Consider the following 15,836-nt stretch of genomic DNA (forward strand, 5'->3'; position numbering starts at 1 on the left):
AACGTGGGTACCAAGCGGCAGTTCGACATCGAGGACATCTACGGCCTGACGCCCCTGCAGAAGGGCCTCCTCTTCGACGCCATGTACCGGCCCCTGTCCGACATCGGGTTCGTACAGGAGATCTTCGAGATCAGTGGCCCGCTCGACGCGGACGCCCTCGAGCGGAGCTGGCAGGACGTCGTCGCCAGGCATCCGGTGCTGCGCAGCGGCTTCTCCTGGTACGGCCTTCAGGAACCGGTCCAGTTGGTGCACCGGTCGGTGTCGGTGCCCTTCGCCCGGCTCGACCTGGGCGACCTGCTCCCCGACGAGCGGGACGCTGCCCTCGACCGCTTCCTGGCCGACGACCGCGCCGCCGAGTTCGACCCCGAGGTACCGCCACTCCTGCGCCTGGCGCTGGTGCGACTCGGCGACGCGTCGCACCGATTGGTGATGAGCGTGCACCACCTGCTGATCGACGGCTGGAGCGAGGCCATCGTCCTGGACGAGGTGGTGGACCGCTACACCGCCCTCCAGCGGGGAGACGCCGAACCCCTGCCGCCGGGCATCCCCTTCCGGTCCTATCTCGAATGGCTCGCCGCGCAGGACAAGGAAGCCGCGAAGGAGTACTGGAGCGAGAAGCTGGCCGGTTTCGCCGCGCCCACCCCGCTGGGCATCGACCGGGCGAACCCGGGCAAGCACGGTGTCGACGTCGTCGAGATCGAGTTGTCGGAGCAGTTGACCGAGCGCATGACCACGGTCGCCGCCGGCCAGGGGATCACGCTCAACAGTCTGCTCCAGGGCATGTGGGCGATCCTGCTGAGCCGGTACAGCGGCGAAACCGACGTCATGTACGGCACGGTGGTCGGCGGACGCCCACCCGAGCTGGACGGCGCCGGCTCCATCGTGGGGCTGCTGCTGAACATGCTGCCCTTCCGGGTCGGCGTGCCCGAGGACGCCACCGTCACCACGTGGCTGCGCTCCCTCCAGTCGCAGCACCTCGACCTGCGCCAGTACGAGTACAGCTCCATCGCCGAACTCCACGGGATGACCGCGGTGCCCCGCGGTACCGCCCTGTTCGACAGCGTGCTGGTCTTCGAGAACATGCCCGAGGCGCGCTCGGTCCAGGGCGCGGGGAGTTCCCTGCACCTGCGGCCCGTCGGCTACGTCAGCAGGACCGGCTTCCCGCTCACCCTGAAGGCGGTGCCGGGACGCCGGCTGTGGGTGCAGTTCGCCTTCGAAGAGGGGCGTTTCGAGCGCGAGGCGGTCGCCCGCATCGCGAGCCACTTCCAGCGCCTGGCCGAGCGGATAGTCGCCGATCCCCAGGCGACCGTCGGATCGCTGGACATTGTCTCGGACGACGAACGGCAGTTGGTCCTTCACACGTGGAACGACACCGCCGAGTCGTACCCGAGAGACCGGGCCCTGCACGAGATGGTCGCCGAGCAGGCGGCGCAGCGACCCGATCAGGTGGCCGTGGTGTGCGGAGAGCGCGAGCTGACCTACCGGGAACTGGACGAGCGGTCCGATCGCATCGCGCGGCGCCTCGCGGCCGCGGGTGTCGGCCCCGAAGTGCTGGTGGGCATCTGCGCCGAACGCGGCCCCGAACTGGTCACCGGGCTGCTGGGAATCCTGAAGTCCGGCGGGGCGTATCTGCCGCTCGATCCCGGCTATCCGCCGGAGCGGCTGCGGTTCATGCTGGCGGACTCCCAGGCGTCACTGCTGGTCGTGGACAGCGGCGACACCACCCTGTCCGCGCCCGGGGTGCGCGTGCTGCCGCTCGACGACCTGATGGGCCCGGAGGAGGGGAGTGCCGCGTCGGCCGGGCCGGCGGCCGCGGACATGGACCGCCTGGCCTACGTCGTCTACACCTCGGGGTCGACCGGCAGGCCCAAGGGGGTCGCCGTCAGCCACGAGGGAGTCAACCGGCTGCTGTGCACGGCCGACTACCTCCAGGTGGAGCCGGGCGACGTGGTCGGACAGACCGTGAACGCCTCCTTCGACCCGATGACCCTCGAATGCTGGGGCACGCTGATCCGAGGTGCCACCCTCGCGGTCATCCCGAAGCAGACGGTCCTCGCACCCCCCGTGCTCGCCGCGGAGTTGCGCCGCCGGAAGGTGAACGTGCTCTTCCTCACCGTGGCCGTCGTCAACCGGATGGCCGACGAGTGCCCCGACTTCGGCAGTGAGCTCAAGCAGCTCATGATCGGCGGTGAGCCGCCCGACCCCGTACGCCTGGAGCGGCTGCTGTCCGACCCTCTCGCCCGCCCCGGGGAGATCCTCAACCTCTACGGCCCCACCGAGATCACCGTCTGGGCGACGGCACATCCGATCACCCTGCCCGCAGGGGCGCTCGTGCCGGCCGGCACCCCCATGCCCAACATGCGCATCTACGTGCTGGACAGCCAGCTGAGACCGGTCCCTGCGGGCGTCTGCGGAGAGGTCTACATCGGGGCGCCGGGCATCGCCCGCGGATATGCGGGGCGGCCTCGGCTGACGGCGGGTCAGTTCCTGCCCGACCCGTTCGCCGCCGACCCCGGCAGCCGCATGTACGCGACCGGTGACCTCGGCCGCCGGCGCCAGGACGGTGTGCTGGAACTCCTCGGCCGCCGGGACCACCAGGTCAAGATCCGCGGCTTCCGGGTCGAGACGGGCGAGGTCGAGCAGGTGACCGCGGAACACCCGGACGTACGAGCGGTCACGGTACAGGCCAGGCCGGACGCCTCGGGCGGGCTGTCGCTGGTCGGTTACGTCGTCCCGCGTGACGGCACCATCGACATCGCCGACCTGCAACGGCACTTGAGGAGCCGACTGCCCGACTACATGGTGCCTGCCCGCTGTCTCACCCTGGACTCACTGCCGTTGAACCCGAACGGCAAGGTCGACAGGGCGGCGTTGCCCGAACCCCGGCCACAGGCCGACCCCAGGCCGGACCGGCAGCTGCCCAGCACCGACACCGAGCACACCATCGCCGCCGTCTGGGGCGAGGTCCTCGGCCTCGATCCGGCGGAGATCGGCGTGGACGACGTCTTCTTCGAACTCGGTGGCCACTCTCTGCTCGCCACCTCCGTGATCGCCCGGATCAACGGGGCCCTGGACGTACGACTTCCGCTGCGCGTACTGTTCGATCTGCCCACCATCTCGCTGCTGGCCGCCTACATAGGCGAGCTGCCCCGAGGCGAGGCGGTCACCGGCTCGACGCTGATGCGGTTGGGCGACGGCCCCGATCGGCCCTTCTTCTGGATCCACGAAGGCACGGGCAACATCCGGCGCTACGTGCCCCTGGCACAGCTCCTCGAAGCCGACTACAGCCTCCACGGCCTGTACGCGGTGGGCCTGACGGACGACTCCGAACCGCTCGACGACGTCGGTGTGATGGCACAGACGTACCTCGCCGAGATCCGCAAGGTGCAGCCGCACGGCCCCTATCGGCTCGGAGGCTGGTCCTTCGGCGGAATGGTCGCCTTCGAGATGGCCAGCCGGCTGGTGGACAGCGGCGAGCGTGTGGACCTGCTGTGCGCCGTGGACGCCACCCCGCCCCACCCCGACCTGATGACCCACCTGCTGGCCAGGCACGGAGCGTACGAGCGCCTGGTCGAGCTGACCAAGGCCGCGATGGCCACGGGCCGGCCGTGGCCCACGCCTGCCTACGAGGAGGCGTTGAAGGCCACGCTCGTCGAGTGCGAGCTGCCCGCCCAACTGCTCGACGCGGGCGGTGTGTCCATCCTGCGCCTGGTCAGGGTGACGACCGCCATCCGCCGAGCCATGGCGCGGTACCGGCCCACGGCCTACCCGGGCGAGCTGAAGCTCTTCCTCGCGGACGACGGATTCGAGGTCGAACTCGAACGCGACCTCGCGGCCGACTGGGCGGCCCTTGCGGGCAAGGTCGAGGTCCACCGGGTCCCGGGTGAGCACCTCACCGTCATGGACGAACCGAATGTCAACCACGTCGCAGCCGTACTGGAGCGTCTGGCCGAACACGACAAGGAGCCGGAATGCAGCGCACCATGCTGAAGTCCAAAATTCATCGCGCCACCGTTACCCAGGCCGACCTCCACTACGTCGGATCCCTCACCGTGGACGCCGACCTGATGCGTGCGGCCGATCTGCTGCCGGGTGAGCTCGTCCATGTCGTCGACATCGACACCGGAGCCCGTCTGGAGACCTATGTCATCGAGGGAGCACCGGGCTCGGGCGTCATCGGCATCAACGGTGCCGCGGCCCGGCTCGTCCACGAGGGCGACCTGGTGATCATCATCAGCTACGCCGGTGTGCCCGACGCCCAGGCCGGACTCCTCGCCCCACGGGTGGTCTTCGTCGACGACCGCAACCGGATGATCGACCTCGGGGACGATCCCGGCAATGTCCCCGACGACAGCGGTCTGCTGGACCCGAGGGCCACGGCGGAATGATGTTCCGCAACCGTGCCCTGACCGCCCTGGCCGCGGCCAAGCTCATCTCGACCATGGGTTCGTGGATGACGGTGGTCGCGCTGCCCTGGTTCGTGCTGACCACCACGGGTTCCCCCACCAAGATGGGTCAGGTCCTGGGCGCCGAAGTGCTCGCGGTGGCGCTGCTGGGCATCCCCAGCGGCTCCGTCGTGGCACGCCTCGGTGTCCTGCGCACCATGCTCGTCGGAGATTTGCTGCGCGCGGTCATCGTCGCGCTGATCCCCGGCCTCCACGCGGTCGGCCTGCTGTCCTTCCCCCTGCTGCTGGTCCTGTCCTTCGCGATCGGAGTCTTCTCCGCGCCGTACTACTCCTCGCAACGACTGATCCTCCCCGAGTTGCTCGGCGAGGACGAGCAGGTCATCAGCCAGGGCAACAGCATGATCGACGGCGCCAACAGGTTCGGCTCACTGGCCGGCCCGGCGCTGTCGGGCGTGCTCATCGGGCTGTTGAGCGCGGCGAACGTGATGTGGGTGGACGCGGCCACCTACTTGGCGTCGTTCCTCCTGCTCGCGCTGTTCGTCCGACGGCAGACGAAGCGTCGGCCGGTCCCCTCCGCGGAGCCCACCGGCATGGCTGTGGGCCTGCGGTACGTGTTCGGCAACCGGATCATCAAGCACCTCGGCATCGCTCTGTTCCTGATGGGCATCGCCCTGCCCATGCTGATGGCCGCCCTGCCGGTGCTCACCTATCTGCGCTACGGTGCCGACCCCAAGATCACGGGCTTCCTGGTCACCTCCTACGGAGCGGGCATGGCGCTCGGCAGCGTCATGGCCTACATGGCCTTCGCCCGCTATTCGCGCCAATTCCTCGGCACGGTCGGGATGATCTGCGTGGTCATTCCCCTGTGGGTCCTGATCAGCACACCGTCGCCCGTCGTGGTGGGCGTGGCCCTGTTCGTCTCGGGGCTGTTCATCCCCGTCAACAGCTCCATCATCGGGACGCTGGTCACGCTCAGGACGCCGGAAGGAATCCGTCCTCAGGTCATGACCGTCGTCGTCACCTCCGAGAACCTTGCGGGCCCCCTCGCCTTCGCGCTGGCCGGTCCGCTGCTGCAAGCCCTGGGCCTCGCGACGGTCTTCGCGCTCGTCGCCGCCATGTGGACCGGAGCCGCGCTCGCGTTCCTCGTCGCGCTTCGAGCCGCCGCCCAGCCGCCACCTCCCGACCACATCAGCACCGAGAGGGCCACCGTCTCATGAGCGAAGTCCAGTTCAAGGTTGTCGTCAACCAGGAAGAGCAGTTCTCCCTGTGGCGGGCCGACCAGCGGAACCCGGCCGGCTGGCGGGACGAGGGCACATCGGGGTCCCGGGAAGAGTGCCTCGATCACATCGAGCGGGTCTGGACCGACATGCGGCCGCTCAGCGTCCGCCGTCGGCTGGACCGGCAAGAGCAGGCACGATGATGGTTTCGGCAGGGATCGTGGAGCCCATGCCCAGCGTCCTGGAGGCGATGGAGAGACCTCGCATCATCCACCTCGAGGGCGGCCTGTACGGCGCGTACTTCTCCTTGATGAAGGTGCTGCCCGCCTGTCACATGCTGCGCCGGGGCGAGGAGCGGGGCGAACTCCAGCCCGGCATGAGGGTGATCGAGACCACGTCCGGGTCTATGGGGCTGGCGCTGGCGATGGTCAGCCGGCTGCGCGGCTACGCCTGCACCATCGTCGGCGACCAGGCCATCGACACACACATGCAAGCCCGCCTGACCGCGCTCGGCGCCGAGGTGAGTCTCGTCTCCCAGCCCGTGGCGCGCGGCGGTATCCAGCAGGCCCGGCTCAACCGGGTCAGGGAACTGCAGCAGCGCCACCCCTGGCACTACGCGCCCTCGCAGTACAGCAACCCGGACAACCCCCAGGCGTACGGCCTCGCCGCCGACTCCATGCTGCGGGCGATGGGGGAGGTGGACTGCGTGGTCGGAACGGTCGGATCGGGCGGTTCCACCTGCGGGACCACGGCCTTTCTCCGCGCGGCGTCACCCGAGGTGCGCCTCGTCGGCGTGGACACGCCGGGAAGCGTGCTCTTCGGCGCGCCCGAAGGACCGCGGTTGCTGCGCGGCATGGGCAGCAGCATCCGGCCGTCCGTGCTGGACCCCACGATGTTCGACGAGGTCCACTGGGTCGACGCGCCCGAGGCGTTCTGTGCCACCCGGCAGCTGTACCGGCGGCACTGCCTCTTCATGGGCGGCACCAGCGGAGCGGCGTACCTGGTCGCCCGCTGGTGGGCGGCCGCCAACCCCGGGGCCCGTGTCGTCGTCCTGCTGCCCGACGAGGGATTCCGCTACCAGGACACGGTCTACTCCGACGATTGGCTGCGCAGCCAGGGCGCCTACCTGAGGCAGGAGCCCCGCGTGCCGGTGGAGGTGAGCGACCCGGGCGAGGTCGGCCCCGGCTGGTCCCGCATGGACTGGAAGCAGCGGCCGGTCCCGGAGTTCGTGTAGCTCCCGGCTCGTTGCTCGTTGCTCGTTGCTCGTTGCTCGAAGCCCCGAAGGCCGGGACACGGACCCAGCCTTGACGCGAAGCCCATAGGGAAAGCCCATTGGAGCCAGTCATGAACGCGCCGCACCGGCCACTGGACGACAGCTTCCACGTGTTCGACACAACGCTGCGTGACGGAGCGCAGCGCGAGGGCATCAACCTCTCCGTGGCGGACAAGCTGACCATCGCCCGGCACCTCGACGATTTCGGGGTCGGGTTCATCGAGGGCGGCTGGCCGGGGGCCGTTCCGCGGGACACCGAGTTCTTCCGGCGGGCCGCGAAGGAGATCGACTTCCGGCACGCGAGGCTGGTGGCCTTCGGGGCGACCCGTAAGGCGGGACTGCGGGTCGACGACGACGCGCAGGTCGCCGCGCTGCTGGAGTCCGAGGCGCCGATGGTGTGCCTGGTGGCCAAGTCGCACGGCCGGCATGTGGAGTTGGCACTGCGCACCACGCTCGACGAGAACCTGGCGATGATCCGCGACACCGTGGCGTTCCTGCGCACGCGGGGGCGGCGGGTGTTCGTGGACTGCGAGCACTTCTTCGACGGGTTCGAGGCTGATCCGGAGTATGCCGAGTCCGTCGTCGTCACGGCGTCGGAGGCCGGCGCGGACGTCGTCGTGCTGTGTGACACCAACGGCGGCATGCTGCCGAGTCGGGTGCACGAGGTGGTCGCCGCGGTGCTGGCGGACACCGGGGTGCGGCTCGGCATACACGCCCAGGACGACACCGGGTGTGCCGTCGCCAACACCCTTGCGGCGGTGGACGCGGGCGCCACGCATGTGCAGTGCACGGCCAACGGATACGGGGAGCGGGTCGGCAACGCCAACCTCTTCCCGGTGGTGGCGGCACTGGAGCTGAAGTACGGCCGGCGTGTGCTGCCGCCCGGCGCGCTGCGCGAGATGACCCGTATCTCGCACGCCGTCGCCGAGGTCGTCAACCTCACGCCGTCCACACACCAGCCGTACGTCGGTGTCTCGGCGTTCGCCCACAAGGCGGGCCTGCACGCCTCCGCGATCAAGGTCGATCCGGACCTCTACCAGCACATCGACCCCGAACAGGTCGGCAACACCATGCGGATGCTCGTCTCCGACATGGCCGGCCGGGCCTCGATCGAGCTCAAGGCCAAGGAACTCGGAACAGACCTCAGCGGCGACCGCGAGCTCGTCGGCCGGGTGATGACCCGCGTCAAGGAGGCGGAGCTGTGCGGCTACACGTACGAGGCGGCCGACGCCTCCTTCGAGCTGCTGCTCCGCGAGGAGGCGGCGGGGCACCCGCTGCGCTACTTCCGCGCGGAGTCGTGGCGGGCCGTCACCGAGTACCGCCCGGACGGCACGCACGCCATCGAGGCCACGGTCCAGCTCCGTACCAAGGGCGAGCGGATCACCGCCACGGCCGAGGGCAACGGGCCGGTCCACGCACTGGATCGGGCTTTGCGTGTGGCGCTGGAGCGGATCTACCCGGCGCTGGCGGGCTTCGAGCTGGTGGACTACAAGGTCCGCATCCTGGAGGGCAGGCACGGCACCGAGTCCACGACGCGGGTGCTGGTCTCCACCAGCGACGGCCGCGTGGAATGGTCCACGGTCGGCGTCGCCGACAACATCATCGGCGCCTCGTGGCAGGCGCTGGACGACGCGTACGCGTACGGACTGCTGCGGGCCGGTGTCAGCGCGCAGGCGTAGGCGGTTCCACCACCGGGGCCGCGCGAACCGCCCCCGGAAACCTCAGGACATCCCTTTCTAATCCCGGCGAGAAATCCAGTGATTGAATTGCGAGGAGCTCCCACGTGCATGGACCAGATGCAGCCCAGGAAGCGTGTGGGGTCTTCGGCGTGTGGACCGATGACGCGCATCGAGCGGTGCCGCTGATCAGATACGGCCTGCACGCCCTTCAGCACCGCGGTCAAGAGGCGGCGGGGATCGCCGTGTCCCACGGCGGGCGGCTTCAGGGGCACAAGGACAAGGGCCTGGTCAGCCAGGTGCTGGCCCCGGCGCTGACGACCTGGCTGCGCGGGGAGGCAGGCATCGGCCACACCCGGTACTCGACCGCCGGATCCCTCGACCGAGGCCATGCGCAGCCTTTCTTCGGCACCTTGCCGGACGGCGGAGCCTTCGCGCTGGCCCACAACGGCACGATCGCCGACCTCGGCGCGGGCGACGGCACCGGCAAGTCCGACAGCGAGCTGCTGGCCGAGTTGATCAGCCGGCAGCCCGGGGCGCTGGGCGAGGCCCTCCTGCGCCTCCTGCCCCACGTGGGTGGCGCCTGGTCGATTCTCCTGCTGGACGAGCACCATCTGTTCGGTGCCCGTGACCCGCACGGCTTCCGGCCGCTGTGCCTCGGCGCGCTGGACGACGGGGGCTGGGTCCTGGCCTCGGAGTCGAGCGCGTTGTCGGCGGTGGGGGCGCGCCTGGTGCGGGAGGTCGAACCAGGAGAGCTGATCATCGTGGGGCCGTCCGGTCCGCGCTCCTTCAGATTCGCGCCCGCGCTGCCCCGGCTGTGCGCCCTCGAACACGTCTACCTCGCGCGGGCCGACTCCCGCCTCGCCGGGAGCTCCGTCCACGCCACCCGCAGGGAACTCGGCCGAGAACTGGCCGCAGAAGCTCCCGCGCCGGGAGATGTGATCGTGCCGGTGCCCGCCACGGCGACCACCGCCGCGCTGGGTTTCGCCGAGCGCAGCCGCATCCCATACCAGGAGGGCCTGTTGTGCAACCGGTACGTCGGGCGGACCTTCATCGAGCCCACCCAGCAACTGCGCGACCTCGCTGTGCGGCTCAAACTCAGTCCGGTGCCCGATGTGGTGGACGGCCGGCGCGTGGTGTTGGTCGACGACTCCATCGTGCGGGGGAGCACGACCCGTGCGGTGATCAGGATGCTCAGGGAAGCCGGTGCCGCGGAGATCCACCTGCGGATCGCCTCACCACCCGTCATGTGGACCTGCCCCTACGGCGTGGACATCGCCGCCAGGGAAGAACTCGTCGCGGCCGACCGGACGGTACCCGCCGTCGCCGGCCTGCTGGGTGCGGACTCGCTCGGATATCTGTCGGTGGAGGCGCTGACACGGGTCTGCCGATCGCCGGGCAGCGGGCTGTGCACGGCCTGCTTCACGGGGGAGTACCCCACCGCTACCACCCCCGCCCACGACAGGGCTTCGGTGTAGTCGCGGAGCAGTGCCCCGCGCGGCCGCGACCGGCTGTGTGCCCGCCGACGAGCTGCCTCCCTCAGGAGAACCAGCACCTCTCCTCAGATCGGCTGACGGCGATCGAATCCGCAGAAGGAAGACAACGGACCGCGCCCTTCGGAATATGAAGGGGAGATCCTGGAATGGCTGGCACAGACTGGAGGACCCGTGACCGGTTTCGCGAAAGTCCCGCGCCGGGACGAGGTCCGACTGGCGAATTTCTATGGCAGATATCCATATCCGTGGAAACCCTCGCGATTGGACAAGGTCGAGGACGACTCGTTCTATCCGGCGTTCGTCGCGCAGGGAGTCGGGGATTTCGGACACACGGCCATTCCCGCCGACGCGTCGATCTGGGTGGCCGGATGCGGCACGAACCAGGCGCTCATCACCGCCCTGCGCTTTCCCTCCGCTTCCGTGGTCGGCAGTGACATCTCCGACGTGTCCCTCGAGATCTGCAGCGAGAACGCGCGGGCGCTGGGCGTACGCAATCTGAGGCTGCGCCGGGAGTCGCTCGCCGAGGCCAGTTACGACGCCGGCTTCCACCACGTGATTTGCACGGGGGTGCTCCATCACAACAGGCGCCCCGAGGAAGGGCTGGAGCGGATCGCCCGGTCCCTGCGCCCCGACGGCGTGCTCGAACTCATGGTCTACAACCGGTTCCACCGGCGTGAGCCGGCCGCTTTCCAGTCGGTCGTCCGGCTCCTCCTGGGCGATGAGGCGGACGACGACGCCGCACGGCTCGACACCGGCAAGCGCATAGCCCGGGGTCTCACCGAAGAGAACGCGATGACGCGCGCCGTCGTCTCGGCGCTGGACGAGCCCGATGAGGAGTTCGCCGACGAATGGGTGAACCTCAGGGAACTGAGCTACACCTTGAACGAGTTGTGGGCGCTGGCCGACAGCTGCGGTCTGGAGGTGAGCGCTCCCTGCCTCAATCCCTTCGACGCCGCCGCGGGGACGTACGAGTGGGACACTCACTTTCCCGACGAGGAAATCCAGCGGCGCTACGACTCCTTGGACGACCGCACGCGCTGGCAGGTGACGAACCTCCTCAAGCTGGACAGCTCACCCCGGCTGTGGTTCTACCTGCGCCCGGCGGTCCCGGGCCGGCCGCGGATGACCGAGAGCGAGCGCGACAGCGCCTTCCTGGACGCGGTGTTGGAGCCCGCGTCGACCATGCGCAAGGGCTTCATCCTCACCGGAGCGCAGACCTACGCACCGGCGAAGCGAGCGAGCCGCCTGCCCACCGTTCCGCCGGACGAGACCGTCCGACCCCTGTGGGAGCTGGCCGACGGCACCCTGACGACGCGAGAACTCTTCACCCGCGCCGGCCTGCCCCTCGACGCCCACTCCGTCCGCCGGGCACGCATCCAGCTCACGACGCCGCAGTTCCCCCACCTGCGGGCGGTAGCCGTATGACCGGGACCGAAGGCCGTGTCCGCACCTTGGTCGCGCAGGCCCTGCCGGAGGGTGCCGATGTGACGCAGGGCTTCGTCAACGCAGGCGGGGACTCGCTCGCCGCGCTCAGGCTGGTGACGGCCCTGGCCGAGGAATGTGGTGTCCGCGTGGCCATCACCACGGTGCTGCGCAGCACCAGCGTGGCCGCGCTGACCGGGGCGCTGGTCACCGCGCTCCCCGTCGAGGAAGAGCGGACCGGCGACGAATCCGGGCCCGGCGCGGTCTCGGCCGCCGAGCGGGAGATGCTGCTCGAACAGACCATGGGGTTCGCCTCGGCCCATCTCGTCGCGGCGGAACTGGAGTTCACCGGGCAGCTCGACGTTTGGCGCCTGGAGGCCGCGATGCGTGACGTCGTCGCCCGCCACGACGTGCTGCGCACCCGCTTCTGGTTCGACGAGGAGGACTTCCGGCGGGAAGCGGTCGCCGGCGTCCAGCCGGAGATCAGCCACGTCACCGCGTGCGACGACGAGTTGCCGGGACTGCGCGCCCGCGAGCTCACCGCCAAGGTGGACCTCGACGGGCCGCTCGTCCCTCGCTTCACCCTCGTCCGGCTGTCGCGCGACCGTCATGTACTGATCGTGGTGCTCCACCATCTGACGTGCGACGGCTGGTCGCTCGACCTCGTGCTCGACGAGCTCATGGAACTCTACTCGGCGCACGTCGAACAGCGGCCGCCCGCGCAGCCCGAACCCTCCGCCTCCTCGACGACGACACCCTCCACAGCCGCCCTCGACTTCTGGACTGCCCGGCTCACCGGAGCCCCGGACGTGATCACCGTGCCACCGGACCGGCCACGGCCACCGGTCCAGAGCTTCGATCTGCGCAGGGTTGCGATGGACCTGCCGAGACCCGTGCTGGGCAGGCTCAGGACCGTCACGCGGGCGCAGGGCGCCACGCAGTTCGCCGGTCTCCTCGCCACATGGATGCTGCTGCTCGCCGACCGGGCGGGAGCGGAGGACGTCTGTGTCGCCGTGCCCGTCTCCGGCAGGAGCACACCCGCGCAGGCCGTCAGCATCGGCCTGTTCGTCAACACCGCCGTGATCCGAGAGCGCGCCGTGCCCGCGATGCCGTTCGCCGAGTTCCTCGGGCGTGTGCACCGCCGCGTACTCGAGGCCCAGGATCACCAGGACGTGCCGTTCTCCGATGTCGTGAGCGCGGTCGCCCCCCGCCGGCCCCCGGACCGTCAGCCGTTGGCGCAAGTGATGATGGCCGTCCAGCCCCCGGTCACACGGCACTTCACGCTGCCCCACGAGGTCGTCGCCGACGTCAATCTGGACCTGGGCGTCGCCGAGCACACCAGATACGACCTGGTGTTCCAACTCGACGAGTCCGAGGACCGGCCGCAGGGCTGGATCGACTACGACGCAGCCCTCTACCACCGTGAAACGGTCCTGCGCCTGACCGCCGACTACACCGAGATGGTCTCGGCTGCCGCGTCCGCGCCACACGCCGCGATCCAGGACCTCATACCCAAGGGGACAACGTGAACGCGCCCACGGAGATCCGCTATCTCACCGAGGCGGAGACCCGCCAACTCTGCGCGAGCTTCGACGCCGTCGAAGCCGTTCGCGAGGCACTCGTTCTGCACGCGAGCGACCGGGCTACGGTGGCGAGCGAGGCGCACATGCGCTGGAAGAGCCCGGCGGGTCATGCGGCGCGCACCCTCAACATGCCCGGCCATCTGGACAGCGACCGGGGCGAATTGATCGGCACGAAAGTCATCAATGCCAGCCTGGGCAACGTGGACCGCGGGCTGCCCAGGGCCAGCGGTCTGACCATGCTCTTCGATCCCGAGACCGCCCGGGTGACCTGCGTGATGGCGAGCGCGTACATCAGTGCCCTGCGCACCGCGTGCGTCACCGTCGCCGCCGCCGAGGCGCTCCAGCCCGCCTCGATGGACAAGTGCGCCATCCTGGGCGCCGGAACGCTCGCGCAGATGCACGCGGAGCTGATCGCGAGCCGCTTCCCCCAGCTCAAGCGCATCGAGATCTTCGACCTGGTGCCGGCCAAGGCGCAGGCCCTCGCCGAGCACCTCCGCCGTGGACATACGCGCGCGGGCCTGGAGTTCACCGTGGCGTCGTCCAGCCAGGAGGCGGTCGACGACACGGCCCTCGTCGTACCGGTCACGACGACCACACAGGGCTACATTCCGCACAGCTGGCTGCGGCCCGGAGCGGTGGTGGTCCACGTCTCCCTCGACGACCTTCTGCCGGACGCCGTCCTCCTCGCCGATCGGCTGTTCGTGGACGACTGGGCGCTGGTACGCGACGACCCACACCGGCTGCTCGGCAGGATGTACCGCGAGGGCCTGCTCGCCGGCCCTGGTGATCGGTCCGCCGAAGGGGTGCGCCGAGTCGACGCGGTGCTCGGCTCGGTCCTCAGCAGCCGGGCTCCCGGCCGGCTCACCGATGACGACATCATCGTGGTCAATCCCTTCGGGATGTCCATCGAGGACGTGGCGATCGCCGCCCGTGTCCACGAGCAGGCCGTCGAGCAGGGCATCGGTCACCTTCTAACCCGATAGGTGAGGCGTAAGCATGCATATGGACACCACCCTGAAGATCACGGGTGCGCGGTTGCTCGAGGATCTCGCGACCCTGGCCACGTTCGGCGGCCGCGAGGACGGCGGAGTCGACCGGATCGCCGGGTCGGCGGCCGACCTGGCCTCGCGGGAATGGCTCAAGCAGCGGATGACGGACTGCGGAATGCGGGCCTGGAGCGACGAGACGGGAAACGTCCTCGGGCAGAGCGCCCGGGCCGTCGCGCCGTGGTTGCTCGTGGGCTCGCACACCGACACGGTCCCGGCCGGCGGGCGGTTGGACGGCGCGTACGGCGTCGTCGCCGCGATGGAAGTGCTCAGGACCCTCATCGAGCACGATCACCCTGCCGGAGTCGTCGCCCAGGTCATCAGCTTCTGGGACGAGGAGGGCGCCCGGCCGCTGTCGCAAGGCGGGTTCGTCGGCTCGTCGGCGCTGTGCGACAGCGCTCACATGGAAGCCGTCCGTGCCTACATCGAGTTGCACATCGAGCAGGGACCCCGCATGGAGAAGGCGGGGCTTGAACTGGCCGCTGTGGCCGGCATCGTGGGCGTCGACCGCTACCACCTCAGGGTGGACGGGACGGCCAACCACGCGGGCACCACCCCCCTCGAACTGCGCGCCGACGCCGGGCGGGTCGCCACACGCGTCGCCGCACAGGTACGCGACATCGCCATGGACGTCTCCTCCGGCATGGTCGCGAACGCCGGCTGCATCGAGGTCCAGCCCGGCGCGCCCAACGTGGTCCCGGGCGCGGCGAACCTCACGGTCGAGTTCCGCGCCGAATCCGAGAAGGAGCTGGACGAGGCGAGGGAGAACCTGATCACCTTCGCCACGGAGGTCGCCGCCCAGGAGCACTGCGACGTCCAGGTGACCCAGCTGTCCCATCAGCCGGTGACGCTCTTCGACGAGACCATGTGCGAGCTGGTCGAGGAAGCGTGCTGTGCGACGGAGAGGCCGACGGCGACGCTCTTCAGCTACGCGGGCCACGACGCGGGCATACTCGCCCGCGAAGTACCGGCCGCCATGATCTTCGTGCCGAGCTCCGGCGGAGTCAGCCACAGCCCACTGGAGCACACGGAAGACTCCCTCCTCGTCCGGGGAGCGCAGGTTCTCCTCGATTCGATCCTGTCCGTCGCCGGATCACGCAGTGAAAGGGCGGCGTGGTGAGCACACCGCGCAGCCTCCGGCGCATCGGGGTGTTCTGCGGCTCACGGCCCGGCAGTGAGCCGGGCTACCTGGAACTGGCACGAGAGCTCGGAGCCGCGCTCGCCGCGAGGAATATCGGCCTCGTCTACGGCGGAGGCTGCGCCGGGATCATGGGCGCGGCCGCAGGGGCGGCGCAGCAGGCCGGCGGGGAGGTCATCGGTGTGACGCCCCAAGGCCTGTTCGAGGACGAGCTCGCCGAGGTGCCCTTGGGCAGGCTGCACGTCGTCCCGTCCATGCACGAGCGCAAGGCGCTGATGTACGAGTTCTCCGACGGCTTCATCACGCTTCCCGGCGGACTCGGCACGCTGGAGGAGCTACTGGAGATCAGCACGTGGGCCCAGCTCGGCCTGCACGACAAGCCGAGCGTGGTGCTGAACTACAGCGGCGTCTACGACCCGCTGACGCAGTTGCTCGACGGCCTGACGGCGCGGGGCTTCCTGCCGCACCGGCATCGCCGGCTCGTCCGCATGGCCGACACCGTCGACGACGCGATCGCGGCCGTGGAGGCGGCATACGCAGGGGCAGTCAGCTACGGGCGGACGTGAGTGACCCGCGGGG

At 69.7% G+C, this 15,836-nt stretch carries 12 protein-coding genes; all 12 read left to right on the top strand.

The window, feature by feature from the left end; genetic code table 11:
- Nucleotides 1-3: 3 nt before the first annotated feature.
- Nucleotides 4-3,990 carry an amino acid adenylation domain-containing protein gene (locus ABZ910_RS30730; protein WP_361371377.1) on the top strand — a complete coding sequence of 1,329 codons (3,987 nt, stop codon included), beginning with the start codon at nucleotides 4-6 and terminating at the stop codon, nucleotides 3,988-3,990.
- Nucleotides 3,972-4,388, top strand: a complete 417-nt coding sequence (gene panD / locus ABZ910_RS30735) for an aspartate 1-decarboxylase (protein ID WP_361371380.1) — start codon at nucleotides 3,972-3,974, stop codon at nucleotides 4,386-4,388. Before ABZ910_RS30730 ends, panD begins: the two co-directional genes overlap by 19 nt.
- The gene (locus ABZ910_RS30740) at nucleotides 4,385-5,623 is read left to right on the top strand and encodes an MFS transporter (RefSeq protein ID WP_361371383.1); all 1,239 of its coding nucleotides are present in this window, start codon (nucleotides 4,385-4,387) and stop codon (nucleotides 5,621-5,623) included. The genes panD and ABZ910_RS30740 overlap by 4 nt, the downstream gene beginning before the upstream one ends.
- Nucleotides 5,620-5,826, top strand: a complete 207-nt coding sequence (locus ABZ910_RS30745; protein WP_361371386.1) for an MbtH family NRPS accessory protein — start codon at nucleotides 5,620-5,622, stop codon at nucleotides 5,824-5,826. Before ABZ910_RS30740 ends, ABZ910_RS30745 begins: the two co-directional genes overlap by 4 nt.
- A gap of 26 nt (nucleotides 5,827-5,852) precedes the next feature.
- Nucleotides 5,853-6,857 carry a cysteine synthase family protein gene (locus tag ABZ910_RS30750; protein ID WP_361371389.1) on the top strand — a complete coding sequence of 335 codons (1,005 nt, stop codon included), beginning with the start codon at nucleotides 5,853-5,855 and terminating at the stop codon, nucleotides 6,855-6,857.
- A 110-nt stretch (nucleotides 6,858-6,967) separates the two neighbouring features.
- Nucleotides 6,968-8,575, top strand: a complete 1,608-nt coding sequence (gene cimA / locus ABZ910_RS30755; protein ID WP_361371391.1) for a citramalate synthase — start codon at nucleotides 6,968-6,970, stop codon at nucleotides 8,573-8,575.
- Nucleotides 8,576-8,679: 104 nt separating this feature from the next.
- On the top strand, nucleotides 8,680-10,050 hold the full coding sequence (purF, locus tag ABZ910_RS30760) for an amidophosphoribosyltransferase (protein ID WP_361371394.1): 1,371 nt from the start codon (nucleotides 8,680-8,682) through the stop codon (nucleotides 10,048-10,050).
- A gap of 279 nt (nucleotides 10,051-10,329) precedes the next feature.
- Entirely contained in the window at nucleotides 10,330-11,493 is a 1,164-nt protein-coding gene (locus ABZ910_RS30765) for a class I SAM-dependent methyltransferase (RefSeq protein ID WP_361371397.1), read from the top strand.
- A complete protein-coding gene (locus ABZ910_RS30770) occupies nucleotides 11,490-13,019 on the top strand; it encodes a condensation domain-containing protein (protein ID WP_361371400.1) in 1,530 nt (509 codons plus the stop codon). The genes ABZ910_RS30765 and ABZ910_RS30770 overlap by 4 nt, the downstream gene beginning before the upstream one ends.
- Complete coding sequence (locus tag ABZ910_RS30775) at nucleotides 13,016-14,056, top strand: ornithine cyclodeaminase (protein ID WP_361371403.1); 1,041 nt, start codon at nucleotides 13,016-13,018, stop codon at nucleotides 14,054-14,056. The genes ABZ910_RS30770 and ABZ910_RS30775 overlap by 4 nt, the downstream gene beginning before the upstream one ends.
- A 13-nt stretch (nucleotides 14,057-14,069) precedes the next feature.
- On the top strand, nucleotides 14,070-15,239 hold the full coding sequence (locus ABZ910_RS30780; RefSeq protein WP_361371406.1) for a Zn-dependent hydrolase: 1,170 nt from the start codon (nucleotides 14,070-14,072) through the stop codon (nucleotides 15,237-15,239).
- Nucleotides 15,236-15,823 carry a TIGR00730 family Rossman fold protein gene (locus ABZ910_RS30785; RefSeq protein ID WP_361371409.1) on the top strand — a complete coding sequence of 196 codons (588 nt, stop codon included), beginning with the start codon at nucleotides 15,236-15,238 and terminating at the stop codon, nucleotides 15,821-15,823. The genes ABZ910_RS30780 and ABZ910_RS30785 overlap by 4 nt, the downstream gene beginning before the upstream one ends.
- Nucleotides 15,824-15,836: the final 13 nt, after the last annotated feature.

This window comes from Streptomyces sp. NPDC046805, from assembly GCF_040645355.1.
Taxonomy (GTDB): Bacteria; Actinomycetota; Actinomycetes; order Streptomycetales; family Streptomycetaceae; genus Streptomyces.